At 65.5% G+C, this 13,389-nt stretch carries 14 protein-coding genes, 1 tRNA gene and 3 pseudogenes; 10 read left to right on the top strand and 8 right to left on the bottom strand.

All coding sequences use genetic code 11. The features are described from left to right. The first annotated feature begins 4 nt into the window (after positions 1–4). Positions 5–1,194 (top strand): annotated as a pseudogene (gene metC, locus V8F63_RS12150) (cystathionine beta-lyase). Here metC and V8F63_RS12145 read toward each other — a convergent pair. The 4 genes from V8F63_RS12145 to V8F63_RS12130 form a co-directional block, all read right to left on the bottom strand. Further along, positions 1,153–1,229: transfer RNA gene (locus V8F63_RS12145), tRNA-Arg, on the bottom strand. The pseudogene metC and the gene V8F63_RS12145 sit on opposite strands and share 42 nt — an antisense overlap. A 470-nt stretch (positions 1,230–1,699) precedes the next feature. After that, positions 1,700–2,467, bottom strand: coding sequence for a DUF4214 domain-containing protein (locus V8F63_RS12140; protein WP_303706141.1), 768 nt, complete (start codon positions 2,465–2,467; stop codon positions 1,700–1,702). A 541-nt stretch (positions 2,468–3,008) separates the two neighbouring features. Then, complete coding sequence (locus V8F63_RS12135) at positions 3,009–3,314, bottom strand: ETC complex I subunit (protein ID WP_024352890.1); 306 nt, start codon at positions 3,312–3,314, stop codon at positions 3,009–3,011. Positions 3,315–3,406: 92 nt separating this feature from the next. Continuing rightward, positions 3,407–3,709: a sel1 repeat family protein gene (locus V8F63_RS12130; RefSeq protein ID WP_278070933.1), complete on the bottom strand. Its 303-nt coding sequence runs from the start codon at positions 3,707–3,709 to the stop codon at positions 3,407–3,409. 192 nt (positions 3,710–3,901) lie between these two features. On the opposite strand from V8F63_RS12130, the gene V8F63_RS12125 reads away from it, so the two are divergent. The 3 genes from V8F63_RS12125 to V8F63_RS12115 all read left to right on the top strand — a co-directional run bounded on the left by V8F63_RS12125 (position 3,902) and on the right by V8F63_RS12115 (position 5,937). Then, positions 3,902–4,447, top strand: a complete 546-nt coding sequence (locus tag V8F63_RS12125) for an RcnB family protein (RefSeq protein WP_392353381.1) — start codon at positions 3,902–3,904, stop codon at positions 4,445–4,447. A 317-nt stretch (positions 4,448–4,764) separates the two neighbouring features. Next, a complete protein-coding gene (locus V8F63_RS12120) occupies positions 4,765–5,580 on the top strand; it encodes an RcnB family protein (RefSeq protein ID WP_392353380.1) in 816 nt (271 codons plus the stop codon). Between the two features lie 66 nt (positions 5,581–5,646). Next, entirely contained in the window at positions 5,647–5,937 is a 291-nt protein-coding gene (locus V8F63_RS12115; protein WP_392353378.1) for a hypothetical protein, read from the top strand. A 4-nt stretch (positions 5,938–5,941) separates the two neighbouring features. Here the strand turns inward: V8F63_RS12115 and queE are convergent. Beyond that, positions 5,942–6,574: pseudogene (queE, locus tag V8F63_RS12110) on the bottom strand (7-carboxy-7-deazaguanine synthase). After that, entirely contained in the window at positions 6,571–7,287 is a 717-nt protein-coding gene (gene queC / locus V8F63_RS12105) for a 7-cyano-7-deazaguanine synthase QueC (RefSeq protein WP_392353377.1), read from the bottom strand. Before queC ends, queE begins: the two are co-directional and overlap by 4 nt. A 198-nt stretch (positions 7,288–7,485) precedes the next feature. On the opposite strand from queC, the gene V8F63_RS12100 reads away from it, so the two are divergent. Further along, positions 7,486–9,072 (top strand): response regulator, encoded by a 1,587-nt coding sequence (locus tag V8F63_RS12100; protein WP_134580677.1) that lies wholly within the window; start codon positions 7,486–7,488, stop codon positions 9,070–9,072. A gap of 7 nt (positions 9,073–9,079) precedes the next feature. Here V8F63_RS12100 and V8F63_RS12095 read toward each other — a convergent pair. Then, positions 9,080–10,115: pseudogene (locus V8F63_RS12095) on the bottom strand (ligase-associated DNA damage response exonuclease). Between the two features lie 72 nt (positions 10,116–10,187). On the opposite strand from V8F63_RS12095, the gene V8F63_RS12090 reads away from it, so the two are divergent. The 5 genes from V8F63_RS12090 (at position 10,188) to V8F63_RS12070 (ending at position 12,717) form a co-directional block, all read left to right on the top strand. After that, on the top strand, positions 10,188–10,667 hold the full coding sequence (locus V8F63_RS12090) for a PaaI family thioesterase (RefSeq protein ID WP_134580673.1): 480 nt from the start codon (positions 10,188–10,190) through the stop codon (positions 10,665–10,667). Positions 10,668–10,722: 55 nt separating this feature from the next. After that, a complete protein-coding gene (locus V8F63_RS12085; RefSeq protein WP_392353375.1) occupies positions 10,723–11,067 on the top strand; it encodes a PaaI family thioesterase in 345 nt (114 codons plus the stop codon). Positions 11,068–11,183: 116 nt separating this feature from the next. Next, positions 11,184–11,519 (top strand): hypothetical protein, encoded by a 336-nt coding sequence (locus V8F63_RS12080; RefSeq protein ID WP_003168195.1) that lies wholly within the window; start codon positions 11,184–11,186, stop codon positions 11,517–11,519. A 28-nt stretch (positions 11,520–11,547) separates the two neighbouring features. Further along, positions 11,548–12,042, top strand: coding sequence for a hypothetical protein (locus tag V8F63_RS12075; protein WP_392353374.1), 495 nt, complete (start codon positions 11,548–11,550; stop codon positions 12,040–12,042). 468 nt (positions 12,043–12,510) lie between these two features. Then, the gene (locus V8F63_RS12070; protein ID WP_392353372.1) at positions 12,511–12,717 is read left to right on the top strand and encodes a S24 family peptidase; all 207 of its coding nucleotides are present in this window, start codon (positions 12,511–12,513) and stop codon (positions 12,715–12,717) included. 61 nt (positions 12,718–12,778) lie between these two features. Here the strand turns inward: V8F63_RS12070 and V8F63_RS12065 are convergent, their stop codons facing one another. Beyond that, positions 12,779–13,258: an SH3 domain-containing protein gene (locus V8F63_RS12065; RefSeq protein ID WP_025976833.1), complete on the bottom strand. Its 480-nt coding sequence runs from the start codon at positions 13,256–13,258 to the stop codon at positions 12,779–12,781. Positions 13,259–13,389: the final 131 nt, after the last annotated feature.

The raw sequence follows: 13,389 nt of genomic DNA, 5'->3' as shown, positions 1-13,389 counted from the left end.
CCCTATGCCGAAGCTGTCGGACCGCACGCGACTGATCGCCGGCGCCACGCGACGCGGCCTGGGTCGCCGGCCTGTCAATCCGCCGATCGAACGCGCCTCCACCATGCTGAGCGACGATCCGGCGGCGATGCAGGACCCGAGCGACGGGCCTGTCTATGGGCTGGACGGGACCAGCGCGGCGCGTGAGCTGCGGGCGGCTCTCGCGGACCTCGAGGGGGCAAGCGAGGCCTTTCTGGTTCCGTCCGGTCTGGCGGCGGTCACCGTGCCCCTCACCGCCCTTCTGCGGCCGGGCGACGAAGTGCTGACGACCGAAGCCGTCTATGGCCCCACGCGGCGTTTTCTGACACGCCACATGGCCGACAGAGGCGTCACCGCGCGCTTTCACCCGGCCGGGGCCTCTGTCGAAGCGGTGATGGATCAGGTCCATGACCGGACGCGGGTGCTGCTGATCGAAGCGCCCGGCTCCCTCACCTTTGAAATGATGGATGTGCCTGCTCTCGCATCGGCCTGCAGGGCGCGTGGCGTGCTGACGGTGATGGACAACACCTGGGCGGCCGGTCTGGCCTTTCGCCCGCTCGCCCACGGCGTGGATGTCAGCGTTCAGGCCCTGACGAAATACGCAGGGGGCATTCGGACCTTCTGATGGGCGGCGTCGCGGCGCAGGCCGAGATCATCCGGGCCATCAGCAACGTCATCGAGGACATGGGCTGGCATGTCTCGCCAGACGACGCCTGGCTGGCGCTGCGCGGGCTGCGCACCCTGCCGCTGCGCTATGAGGCCCAGGCGCGCGCCGCCCTGCAGGTCGCTGAATGGCTTCAGGACCAGCCCGAGGTCTCCCGCGTGCTGTACCCGCCCCTGCCCGGCTCGCTCGGGCACGCGCTTTGGCGCAGGGATTTCGACGGCGCGGCATCCTTGATGGGCGTGGTGATGAAGGGCGGCGACAAGGCGGCGGCCCACGCCTTCATGCGCGCGCTCAGCCTGTTCGGCATGGGTTATTCTTGGGGAGGCTTCGAGAGCCTAATCACTTACGAGACGCCGCAACTGGCCTATCGGCAGCACGCGCCCGACCTGCCCGGCCAACTGCTGCGCCTGCATATCGGGTTGGAGGATCCGGCCGATCTGCTCGCCGATCTGACGCGTGGATTAGAGGCGTGGCGCGCCCAGCAGGACTCGAACCTGCAACCGTCCGCTTAGAAGGCGGGTGCTCTATCCGGTTGAGCTATGGGCGCCTAGGGCCGGAAAGTGTTGCTCCGTAAGAGGTTTCGGCGACGGCGGCAAGAGAACGAACCGCGACTGTCAGACTCCCGTCCGACCCGACCGTCGGACTCGTGCGTCCTGGATGTTCATGCCACCAGCCCCCTTCCGCTGCTCGTTCCTCGCCATGCGGCTGTTGCGCGACATAGAGACCTTCAGGATATCGTTCGCGCTGGCCATTGTCGCGGTCGCGTCTGATGTCGGCCTACAGACCCGCGCCATGGGCGCCAGATCAGCACGGCGATCGACGGCGCGACCGACGAGCCGTTTCGTGCGCGACGCCTTCACGGCCAAGGTCGAGCCAGCGGGGGCCCCGATGCAGCAAGCATCGTCAGGAGGGGTGGCGCCCACAACGCCGGAAAGGCGGGGAGTTTCGGCGCAAAGCCCCGCCACGCTTGGCGTTGACCCCGGCGATCTTATATCTATTCACCATATGGACTGACGCCTAAATCCCCAGCGTCAGCGGCCCAGGTTCAAATGCGTCCATCGCCCGCATGTCGATCTCTTGCCGTTCGGTAGAGCCGATGAACTGAAGCAGGACACCCTTACGATCGAACTCGCCTGCTGAAAGGCGGTGCATCCAGCTTTCCGTGCCTTCGGCGTCAGGTTCTCGCCCGAGGATGTCGCGATACATACGGTGCACGAACTCACCATCGTCGCCGGTGGTAATATCGGGGTTCGAGCGCTCCTCCTCCTTCACCATCGTCATGCGGATAAGCCATCCGCCATCCAGCTCAACATGTTCGACGCCGAAGCCCGCGTTGTGCGCGTGAAAACGCAACTGCCGCTCGGTAAAGGCGGTGTAGTGCGTATCGCCCGGATACCCTTGGCTCGAGAAGAGGTTGACCAGAGTGATGTGCTGGGTCCGCAGATCGGTCATGTAGCCTGGGGAGAAAATACGCTGCGCCAGACCGGGCAGGTAGGTCGTGGTGAGCACCAGCTTCCCACCGACGCGCAGCACGCGGTTCCAGGACCGGAGCGCCAAGGGCGTCATGCGCCACAGGAAATGCTCCAGCACGTCCTTTGCGAAAACCTCGTCGAACTGGCCGTCGGGGAAGCCGTCCAGGTCCACGATGTCAGCCACCACGTCTGGGCTGTGGAAGTCGTTCATATCAACGTTGATGTAGTCGGGGCGAATGTCAAAGCCGCAGCCGACGTTGAGGCGGCGCAGGTTAGTTTCAACGCCGCCAGGCAGTCTGATAATGTCGCTCATCAAGTTCTCCGTTCGGTGAACTATGGGCGAGGTAACGCGCGAAAAACAAGGGCGGCTTGCCCACGAAAGTCGGCGCGCTTTGTTGAACACCCTTCCCTGCCGGATGGTGCGGCATCTCCGAAGCCCATCCGGAGAAGCTGGATCTGATCGCTGGCGTCGTCCCGCGATTGGGCAAGTCGCAAAGGGCAGAACCGATGCCGACCGCGCCGTTCGTCAAGCCGACGCTGCGTGCGTCGATGCTGCTGTTAGAAAGGCCGACCCTGAGCGCCTACGGGCATCTGACGGGTTTCGGCGGGACTTAGCCGGTGCGGGGGCGACAGCCATGAGCGCGAGACGGAGGCCATCAAGACGGCCATCCGAACGGCCTTGGGATGCTAGCCGCCATCGTCAGTCTAATCGCGTGGCTGGGCTCTCAGCTCTATGGATATGTGCAGCGAGACATCGCGGCGGCGCGTATTGCCGCGGTCACACACAGCGCTGGAGCCGTCAGACTCGCGCAGTCCGCCCCTTGAGCTATGGGCGCCAGGGGCCGCGGCGGGCCTTAGTGGGTCCAGGACTGCTTGCGATCGGTCGCGAAGTTGTCGGCGTAGGCCTTGATGATGACCGGCGCTTCGTTCGGCTCATGCAGGCGGAAGGCGATGCCGTGGCGTTCGGCGTATTCGATCGCCTCTTCCTTGGTGTCGAAGCTCAGGCGGACCTGGCCGTTCATGTCGGTCGAGCTGGTCCAGCCCATCAGCGGGTCGATCGTGCGAGCCGAGGCGGGCTCGAACTCCAGGCGCCAGTCGCGCGTCTTGGCCTTGCCGGACTGCATCGCGGTCTTGGCCGGGCGATAGATGCGAGCGAGCATGGACGGAATCCTTCGGACGGAGAACTTGCCCGGTGCATACCCCGCCGTCGCCGCCCGGTCCAGACGCCGAAGCCGTCTCGGTCAGCTCGAAATCAGGCCGCCAGAGACGATGAACCGGCGTCGATCCAACGACGCGCGGCGCGCTGGGCCTCGGCGATCTCGTCGTGTTCCATCTCCTGGCTGAGATCGCGGCGATACCCTTTCGCCTCGAGCGACCCCTTCATGGCCGCCAGGTTGAAGATCATATGGGCCGACACCCGGTCGATCGGGCATCCGTCCAGGCCGGACGAATAGGCCAGGCCCAACCGGAACAGCGCATCGCCGTCCATATCCGGCGTGGGCAGGGGCAAGGGCGCGTAGTCGGTCTGTTGGCGCGCCGTATCATGGGCGTTCATCGCTAGGTTCCTCCTGAGAAGCACGTTCTGCGCCGCTCTCGGACCCGCATTCAAATACCGGCGGTTTAAAATTAGAGTTAACGCGCCAGACGCCTGCGGACGCGAGGCTGACAGACCGGTTCAGCCGCGGTTCATTCGCCGCCGCCGAAGCTGGCTCCTGACAGGGTTTCGCCGCTTTGCATGGAGTTTAACATGAACCGCCTGACCAAGGCCGCCGTCATCGCCCTGGCGCTGGCGACCACGGCCGCTCCCATGATGGCGCAGGCCCAGGATCGCCACGACCGCCGCGAATGGCGCCAGGATCGCCGGGATGATCGCCGCGAGTGGCGTCAGGATCGACGAGACGACCGTCGCGAATGGCGCCAAGATCGTCGCGAGTGGCGTCACGACCGCCGCTCTGACCAGCGCGAGTGGCGCCGTCACGACCGCTGGAGCCGCGACAACCGCGACTGGTGGCGCGGACGCCCCGAATTCCGCGATTATCGCGGCGCGCGCAACGGCTATTGGTATGCGCCGGGCCATGGCTACTATCGGGTCGAGCCGCGTTATTACGGTTATCGCTGGCGCACGGGCGGATACCTGCCGCCAGCGTATCGCAGCTACTATGTCAGCGACCCCTATTTCTATGGCCTGCGCCCTGCGCCGCGCGGTTACCGCTACGTCCACGCCGGCAATGACATCTTGATGATCGCGGTCGCCACGGGCCTGATCGCCAGTGTGATGAACAACGTCTACTAAACCCGCACCTGCGCAGTCTGTCAGCCCCGCAAGCATTTGTCTTGCGGGGCTTTTTCATGACGGCGCTCTGTGACCGCCGTTCAGCCGCAGTTCATGCTCAGCCGTCTATTTTCCGTTCAAGCCGCCCAATCTGGGCGTGCGAGGACTTTGACCATGAAACGTTCTCTTCTCATGTTCGCGGCGGTTTCCGCCTTCCTCGTGCCCGCCGCAGCCCCCTGTCGGCCCTGGCCCAGGAGCGCCCTGAACGCGCCCAGATCCGCGAGGACGGTCCCCGCCGCTCTGAACGCCGCGCCGCGCCGCAGCGCGATCGCGGCGATATGGCCATGCGGCCGCGCGAGCGTCACGAAACCCCGCGCCAGAGCGTGCAACCTCGTCCCGATCAGCCTCGTCCCCAAACGCCGGACGGCCCGCGTCCGCAGCGGCCTGAAGGCGAACGTCCCTCGGGCCAACGCCCTGATCATCAACGGCCCAACCGCCCGGATCGCCCAGAAGGACAGCGGCCCGAGCGTCCCAACCGTCCCGACTGGAATCAGCCGAACCAGCCTGACCGCCCGGATCGTCCTGACCGTCCGCAACGGCCGGAGAGACCGGACCGTCCTGATCGACCGGGGGCGACGCGTCCCGACCGTCCCGATCGGCCCGACTGGAACCGTCCGAATCGTCCAGACGCCAACCGCCCGAACCGTCCTGACTGGAACCGCCCCGGCCGCCCTGACGTCAATCGTCCGCACCGGCCGGATCGTCCCGGTTGGAACCGGGATCGGGACTATCGCGAGTTCCACAATCGCTGGAACCGCGACCAGTGGCGCCGTGACTGGGACCGTCGTCATCGCAGCGATTGGTGGCGTTACGACAGCCGCTTCCGGGGCTGGAGCGGCGTGCGCGTCGGCTTCTATTTCGCACCCGGCTACGGCTACTACAGCGTGCCGCGAACCTATTGGAACCGGCAGTACTCCGTCGGTCAGTACCTGCCGGACGTCTTCTGGCGCTATCAGGTGAATGACTGGCGCACCTATGGCCTGGGCTATCCGCCTCCGGGCACGCGGTGGGTCTATGTCGACAATGCGATCTATCTGATCGACGACTACGACGGCTACATCATCGAAGTCGTCCGCGACGCCTGGAGCTGGTAAGCGGACGGACCCTAGCAAGAGACCCCGGAGAGCGATCTCCGGGGTCTTTCTTTTCCACGCTGACAGATGCAGCCGGCGCAGGCAGACTATCCGCATGATCGCGCGCTTACCTACCCTCGCCCTCTGCCTGACCACCGCCCTGATGCTTCAGGGCTGCGTCGCGGCGCCGTCGTCGGCGCCGGGGCCGCTGTGGTCGGCGGCGCGGCCAAGGTGACCGGCGCAGCCGTAGGTGCAGGCTTCGACGCCGTCACCACCTCGGATGAGGAAACCAAGGCCAAACGCGAACGCGAACAGCGCGCTTGGGAGCGTGAGCAACGCCGCTGCGAACAGAGACAGAAGCGCGGCAAGGACTGCTAAAGGCCTACCGCACCCCGATATATTTGTGCGTCTGGACGCTGAGCCGCCATTTCGGATGGGTCAGGCAGTAGTCGATGGCGGCGGCCGTGTTGGCGGCCTGGTCTGGTCCATCCATCGGCTGAAGCCAGAAATGCTCGAAATCGAGGTGCTCGAACCGGTCGGGCATGGCTAGCGGCTGAGGAAAGACCAGCTTCAGCTCCTGACCCGAGGTCTGAACCACAGGGGCGGCGGCCTTGGGACTGATGCAGATCCAGTCGATCCCTTCGGCGCCGCCATGGTGCCGTTGCTTTCGATGGCGATCTGGAAACCGCGCGCATGCAGGGCGTCGATCAGCGGCGCGTCCAACTGCATCAAGGGCTCGCCGCCGGTGCAGACCACCAGCTTGGGGTCGCCCTGGCGACCCCGCCACATCCCGGCGACGTGATCGGCCATCAGATCGGCGGTTTTGAACTTGCCGCCGCCATCGCCGTCCACGCCGACGAAATCGGTGTCGCAGAAGGTGCAGACGGCGGCAGCGCGATCCCGCTCCAGCCCGCTCCACAGATTGCATCCGGCGAAGCGCAGGAACACCGCCGGGCGGCCCGCCTGCCCCCTCGCCCTGCACCGTCAGAAAGACTTCCTTGGCCGAATAGGTCATGCGGCCGCCCATTCGGCATAGCCTGCCGCACGCAGTTCGCAGGCCGGGCAGGCCCCGCAGCCATACCCCCAGGCGTGACGCTGGGTCCGGTCGCCCAGATAGCAGGTGTGGCTGAACTCGATGATCGCTTCGACCAGGGCGGCGCCGCCGATCCGCTCGGCCAGTTCCCACGTCTGCGCCTTGGTCAGGAACATCAGCGGAGTCTCGACCGGCACGGGCTTGTCCAGGCCCAGCGACAGGGCGCGGGCCGTGGCCTGAATGGTGTCGTTGCGGCAGTCGGGATAGCCGGAATAGTCCGTCTCGCACATGCCGCCGATCAGGGCTTCCAGCCCCCGCCGGTCAGCCAACGCCGCCGCGGCGACCAGGAAGATCAGATTTCGCCCCGGAACAAAGGTGTTGGGCAGGCCGCGCGCGTCGGCCTCAATGGCGCGCTCGGTGGTCATGGCCGTCTCGCCGATGGCGCCGAAACCTGTCAGATCGACCACATGATCGTCGCCTAGCCTGTCCGCCCATTGCGGCAGGGCCTTAGTCACTTCGCGCCGGACCGCCTGGCGCGCCTCCATCTCGACCGCGTGGCGCTGGCCGTAATCAAAGCCGACAGTCTCCACCCGCTCAAACCTCTCCAGCGCCCAGGCCAGACAGGTGGCGCTGTCCTGTCCTCCGGAAAAGAGGATCAGGGCGGAGGCAGCGGGGTGAAGGTCGATTTCGCTCATGACAAATCTGCGGTCGGCCGGTCGGCCGCGCGCATCCAGAGGACGTTCCAGGATCAGGAAGATGGGTGGTCAAGACCCATAGACCAGACCTGTCCGCGTCGCAAAAGAAACCGGCCGCCGTCATTTGCGGGGCTGGCTTAACGGTTCAGCAAACAATCATAAGCGAATGTAAAATAGCCTCAGTAGGAGTCCGGCCGAATGCCGACCATCGAAGTGCTGACCGACAGGGCGGAGCCCGTACTCCCTTCTGCCAAGACAGGAGAGGTGTTTGCACGTTTCGAGCGGGAGCCGGACACCCTGGCGATTGCAGTCGTGGACGGAGATCGCCCGGTCGGCCTGATCGAACGCAGCGACTTCCTGATGAAGCTGGCCGGTCCGCTGGGCGTCAGCCTGTACGGCGGGCGCGAGGTCTCTCATCTGATGGACCCGGAACCGGCGGTGGTCGAAGCGGGCGTTCGCATCGACGCATTCGCCGACATCATCCTGAAAAGCGGTCCCGGCGCGCTGATGCGAGGCTTCATCGTCACCCGCAACGGGGCCTATCGCGGCGTCGGCACGGCCGTGGCCCTGCTTCGCGCCGTCAACGAACAGCAGAGGCATGAAAACCAGCGGCTGGCAGAGCAGGCCCGCGCCGCTGTTGACGCCGATCACGCCATGCAGACCGCCGCCCGTGAGAAGAGCCGTTTCATGGGCCTGCTCAATCGCGAGCTGAGCACCTCCATGAACGGCGTGCTGGCCGTCGCGGAGCTCCTGCATCGACAGCCGCTGAATGAAGCGGCCAAGGCGCACGCGCGCACCATCATGGAATCGGCCGAAGACCTCTTAGGCAATCTGCACGATGCCCTAGACCTGGCTCGGGCCGAGGCGGGCGAGTTGCAGCTGTCCCCGGCGCCTACGCCGCTACGCACCTTGATGGACCAGCTTCAGACGCACTGGTCTCCGCGCGCCGCCCAGGACGGCGTGACCCTGATGGTCGGCTATGAGGGCGACACCGAACTGGCGGCCATTCTGGACGCCGAGCGCCTGAAACAGGTGTTCAACAACCTGATCGGCGCCGCCTTGGGCAATGCGCGTCACGGCATGGTCGAAGCCAGCCTGAAGGCTCACGCTCGAGGCGATCAGGTGGTGATCGAGGCCCGCGTCCGCGACGACGGCGCGGCCGACCCGGCCCGGTTCGACGACGCGGCCGAACAGGGCGGCGACCTGGGACTGATGGTCAGCCGCCGTCTGGTTCAATACATGGCCGGCGAGTTGCGCGCGGAGCACAACGCCGGTCGGGGCGCGACCTTCGCCTTTGAAATCGAAGCCCCCATCGCCTTGATGGAGCAGGAAACGCCATCCAACGTCGCGGACCTTGAACATCTGCATCTTCAGGCCCAGCCGCACATCCTTATCGCCGACGACAATGCTACCAACCGCGTCGTGGCCCAGGCCCTGTGCGAAATGTTCGGCTGCACCTCGGAAACCGTCGAGGACGGCCAGGAAGCTGTCGAAGCCGTGCAGTCACGGCCGTTCGATCTGATCCTGATGGACATCAAGATGCCGCGCCTGGACGGCGTCGGCGCGACGCGCGCAATCCGCGCCCTGTCGGGACCCGCCGGCCAAATCCCCATCATCGCCCTCACCGCCAATGCTGATCCGGACGACGCCAAGGGCTATCTGGCCGCAGGCATGGCCGCCGTGGTCGAAAAGCCCATCAAGCCTGAACGGCTGCGCCTGGCGATGAACACGGCTCTGGATCCTGCAGAAGAGAGCGTTGCTCACAAGGATCGCGGGGCCGCCTGACCTCGGCTCAACCTGCGTCCTCCAGCACGTTCTGCTCGTCCTCGCCTTCTTCGTCATAGCCGACAAGACGCAAGGCGCGCGCCCGCATTCCCTTCAGTTCGCACCAACGCAGCAGGCCTTCCTCCCGGCCGTGGGTGATCCAAACTTCTTCCGGCGTGATCTCTTCGAACGTCTGCGTCAGTTCCGGCCAGTCGGCATGGTCGGAAATCACCAGCGGCAGTTCCACCCCGCGCTGACGCGCGCGCGCGCACGCCCATCCAGCCCGAGGCAAACGCCGCGATCGGCTCGGCGAACCTGCGCGCCCAGCGATCCTGAATGGCCGACGGCGGCGCAATGACCACCTCCCCACCCAAGGCTCCGGCCTTCAGCCCCGTCGCAGGCGCCAGCGGACCGAGCGGGACGCCTGACGCCTGATAGAGGTCGTTCAGCCGCTCCAGCGCGCCGTGGACATAGATGGGCCGTTCCCAACCCGCTTCACGCAACAGCCGTATGATCCGCTGCGCCTTGCCCAGCGCATAGGCGCCGACCAGGTGCGCCCGCTCGGGAAACTGCGCCAGAGACGACACAAGCCGCTGGATCTCTTCTGTGTCCGGCGGATGAACGAAGACCGGCAAGCCGAACGTCGCCTCCGAAATGAAGACGTGGCACGGCGCCGCCTCGAAAGCAGCGCAGGTCGGATCGCGGCGGCGTTTATAATCGCCTGACACCGTCATGATCAGGCCGCTCTGACTAACGACCGCCTGCGCCGAGCCCAGAACGTGTCCCGCCGGGATCAGCCGCACCTCGACGCCGCCGATGGATATGGTCTCGCCATAGCCCGCCGCCTGCGTGCGCCCTGCGAAATCCGCGCCGTAGCGAACCGCCATGATCGCCAGGGTCTCGGGCGTCGCCAGCACCGCCCCATGTCCGGCGCGCGCATGGTCCGAATGACCATGCGTGATCACCGCCCGGTCCACCGGCCGCACCGGATCGACATAGAAATCTCCCGGCGGGCAATAAAGGCCTGCGGGCGTAGGTCGCAAAAGATCCTGAGGACGCATCATCGGTTTACAGTGTGGCTGGACAAGACAACCTCGGGCAGGCGACCAAAGGCGACGCTTATAAAGGACGCCTTGATGACGGAATCGTTCCTCACCACCCTGCTGCCGCAACTGGCTTCGGGGGCCGCCCACACCCACGCCCTGGGCTTTGCCTATGAAGGGCTGGAGGGCGATCGGGTGCGGATGCGCGTGCCCTATCGCCACGATCTGGTCGGCGATCCCGAGACGGGCGTGCTGGCGGGCGGGCTGGTCACTACCCTGCTGGACCATGCGGGGGGTCTGGCGGTCTGGGTGGCGCTGGACGCCTTCCGGCCTATCGCGACGCTGGACCTGCGGGTCGACTACATGCGCGCCGCCCAGCCGGGGCGTGACCTGTTGGCCGAGGCCCGCTGTTATCGCCTGACGCGCAATCTGGCTTTCGTGCGGGCCTGGGCGTTCGAGGATGATCCTGCCGACCCCGTCGCTGCCGCCCAGTCCGCCTATATGGTCAGCGCCGAAGGCGACAGCCGCACCGGCGCCAATCTTAAGCCCCGCAGAGCCAAGGACGCCGCATGACCGCCGCCCTGCTGGACTCCTGCCCTACGCCCAATTTCTCGGCCTCCAGACACAGGTGAACGGCGATGAAGTCACCGTCACCATGCCGTTTGACGACAAGCTGATTGGCAACCCGCTCCTGCCTGCCCTGCATGGAGGGTCCACCGCCGCCCTGTTGGAGATGACGGCCATGGCCCAGGTCTCTCTGACCTATCCCGGCCTGCGCCTGCCGCGCCCGATCAACGTAACGGTGGCCTATCTGCGCTCGGGCAAGCCCGTCGACGTATTCGCCCGCGCCCGCATCAACCGCGCCGGACGCCGCGTCGCCTATGTCATCGCCGAGGCCTGGCAGGAGAACCACGCCCAGCCGATCGCCAGTTTGACGGCGCATTTCCTGCTGGATGAAGCGGCCTCAGCCTGAGGAGCCGCGTCGTCTGACAGCCGGTCGCAACGTAAAGAATGGTAAACAAAACACTACCGAAGATCGTTAATGCATGTTAACTATTGCCCATTCGTTCTTTAGATGAGGGGTAAGCTATGCAACGTAACGAAGTCATCGCCGCAGTCGCCGGCGATCTGCATTCTGCTGAAAAGGCGATCGACGACGCGATCGTGCAGGCGACCGCCCTCGTGCAGTCGATGATCGGCGCCCGCTCCGCGCTCAACGTGTCAGCCGTGGCCGGAACGGTGTCGCAGGCCAAGGCGATGGAAGCCATCGCCGCCCTGAGCGCCGCGCGCGAAGCCATCGTCGCCAGCCATAACGAAATGGCCAAGGATCACCGCCGCATGGGCTACGGCGTCTACGCCGCCGGCCCGGTGGCCAAGCCCGACGAGTGGGACGACCGCCCGATGGGCCACCTGCGGGTTGCGTGAATTTAATCTAATCCAGCCATAGTGTTGGATGCGTTTCCTGCGCTTTGGTGACATGATACCCCCTTCGCTCACGGCGGAGGGGTTTTTCATGTTCAGCTTCATGTCCGAGTACGTCGGCATGACGATCATGCTCGCGATAGGGCTGTTCGCACTCGCCAAGGGCGGGCGACCCGAGCGGATCGGCGCTGCGACCATGCTTTTCGCTTGGTTTTTATCGATCCTGACCCAGAACTACATCGGCTATGCGGGCGTCCAGTGGCCGATGTTCGTGATCGATCTGGTGGTTCTGGGCGTTTTCGTCGCCTTGGTGTGGAAGTCGCCTCGCTCCTGGCCCGTTTGGGCCAGTGCGCTTCAGTTGTTGACCGTGGCCAGCCACGTCATGGTTTTCATGAAGATGAAACCGACGGTTTCCGCCTTCTACACCGTGCTGAACATGACGGCCTATGGCATCATGATCGCAATCGCTGTCGGCGCCTTTTTGGCCTGGCAGGAGCGTCGAGCCGTCGGCCAAGATACCGAATAGGCTAATATTCCTATACATCGCCTGGCATGATAGGGTTGCATATGCCCCTGTCACACGCGCAGATTTGGAACGCGATCGATGCGCTGGCGCGCCGCGAGGGCCTGTCGGCCTCGGGACTGGCGCGCCGGGCGGGTCTGGATCCCACCAGCTTCAATCCTTCAAAGCGGTTTGGCGTCGGGACCCCAACGCGGCCCAGATGGCCCTCCAGCGAAAGCCTGATGCGCGTCTTGCAGGCGACAGGCCTCAGCCTGGGCGAGTTCGCGCATCTGGCAGACGACGCTGGACCTCGCGCCCTGCCTATTCCCTTGCTCGGCCTGGCGCGCGCTGGCGACGAAGGCTTCTTCGACGACGCGGGCCTGCCCTTGGCCGAAGGCTGGGAGCAGACGGCTCTGCCGACGCGCAAGGACAGCCTGTTCAGCCTGCGGATCGAGGGCGACTCGATGGCCCCTGTATCGCCCCGGCGACCGGGTGATTGTCGATCTGGACGCTACGGACGTTCGGCGAGGCGACCGCGTGGCGTTGCGGACGCGAAGCGGCGAAACGCTGGCGAAAGAAGCGGCTGTATTGGGCGCGCGAGAGATCGTGCTGGCCTCGATCAACCCCGAGTATCCGCCGCGCACCATTGCGCGTGATCAGCTCCTCTGGATGGCGCGTATCCTTTGGGTCAGCCAATAAAGCACAAAGGCCGCCCCTTTCGGGACGGCCTTCGCTCTGATCGATGCGGGGAGAAAATCGATCAGTTCGGCGCGACGTAGTGGGCGTTCACCCAACCGCCGCCGGCGATCTGGACCCACTCGCCCTGCGAGCCGATGGCGGTGAAGGGCTGACCAGCCGACAGGCTGCCGGTCTGGCGATAGTTGGCGCCCGGGCCCGTGCGAATGCGCAGATTGGAGGTCGCGCGGTAGGAGTTGGCGCCCGCCTGATTGGCCGACCGCGCACGTTGCTGGTTACAGCCGATATAGGAGCCCGCCGCAGCGCCGGCGCCAGCGCCGACCACCGCGCCAAGCGCGCGCTCATTCTTGGAAACCTGGCTGCCGGCCAGGCCGCCCAGAACAGCGCCGATCGCGGCGCCTGCCTGCTGGCGACCGCCGGGGGCGTCGCAGTTGGTGATGCCGTTGGCCTGAGGCATGGCGGCGGCGCTCATCGGCACGGCGGCGGAACCCAGGGCGGCGAACATTGCGGTGGCGGCCAGACCCGCCTTGAACATCTTCGACATATGTCTCTCCTGTCATCGAGTTGTCGATGGAGGGACAATGCACCGGCGAAGCTGAAGGCTCCCCCAGCCTCGCCGTTATGTTGTGTTCATGTTTAGTGGGCCTACCGCGCTTCGCGCTACTTGAGGCCATT

Source organism: Brevundimonas sp. LF-1 (assembly GCF_037055305.1).
In the GTDB taxonomy this organism is placed as follows: domain Bacteria; phylum Pseudomonadota; class Alphaproteobacteria; order Caulobacterales; family Caulobacteraceae; genus Brevundimonas; species Brevundimonas sanguinis.
This window is presented reverse-complemented; position numbering and strand designations above follow the sequence as displayed.

What these genes read in the sequence shown, in the direction of transcription:
- V8F63_RS12140 (WP_303706141.1), bottom strand. Translation starts at nt 2,467, where the DNA reads ATGAGCGACATTATCAGACTGCCTGGCGGCGTTGAAACTAACCTGCGC.
- V8F63_RS12135 (WP_024352890.1), bottom strand. Translation starts at nt 3,314, where the DNA reads ATGCTCGCTCGCATCTATCGCCCGGCCAAGACCGCGATGCAGTCCGGC.
- V8F63_RS12130 (WP_278070933.1), bottom strand. Translation starts at nt 3,709, where the DNA reads ATGAACGCCCATGATACGGCGCGCCAACAGACCGACTACGCGCCCTTG.
- V8F63_RS12125 (WP_392353381.1), top strand. Translation starts at nt 3,902, where the DNA reads ATGAACCGCCTGACCAAGGCCGCCGTCATCGCCCTGGCGCTGGCGACC.
- V8F63_RS12120 (WP_392353380.1), top strand. Translation starts at nt 4,765, where the DNA reads ATGGCCATGCGGCCGCGCGAGCGTCACGAAACCCCGCGCCAGAGCGTG.
- V8F63_RS12115 (WP_392353378.1), top strand. Translation starts at nt 5,647, where the DNA reads ATGCAGCCGGCGCAGGCAGACTATCCGCATGATCGCGCGCTTACCTAC.
- queC (WP_392353377.1), bottom strand. Translation starts at nt 7,287, where the DNA reads ATGAGCGAAATCGACCTTCACCCCGCTGCCTCCGCCCTGATCCTCTTT.
- V8F63_RS12100 (WP_134580677.1), top strand. Translation starts at nt 7,486, where the DNA reads ATGCCGACCATCGAAGTGCTGACCGACAGGGCGGAGCCCGTACTCCCT.
- V8F63_RS12090 (WP_134580673.1), top strand. Translation starts at nt 10,188, where the DNA reads ATGACGGAATCGTTCCTCACCACCCTGCTGCCGCAACTGGCTTCGGGG.
- V8F63_RS12080 (WP_003168195.1), top strand. Translation starts at nt 11,184, where the DNA reads ATGCAACGTAACGAAGTCATCGCCGCAGTCGCCGGCGATCTGCATTCT.
- V8F63_RS12075 (WP_392353374.1), top strand. Translation starts at nt 11,548, where the DNA reads ATGCGTTTCCTGCGCTTTGGTGACATGATACCCCCTTCGCTCACGGCG.
- V8F63_RS12065 (WP_025976833.1), bottom strand. Translation starts at nt 13,258, where the DNA reads ATGTCGAAGATGTTCAAGGCGGGTCTGGCCGCCACCGCAATGTTCGCC.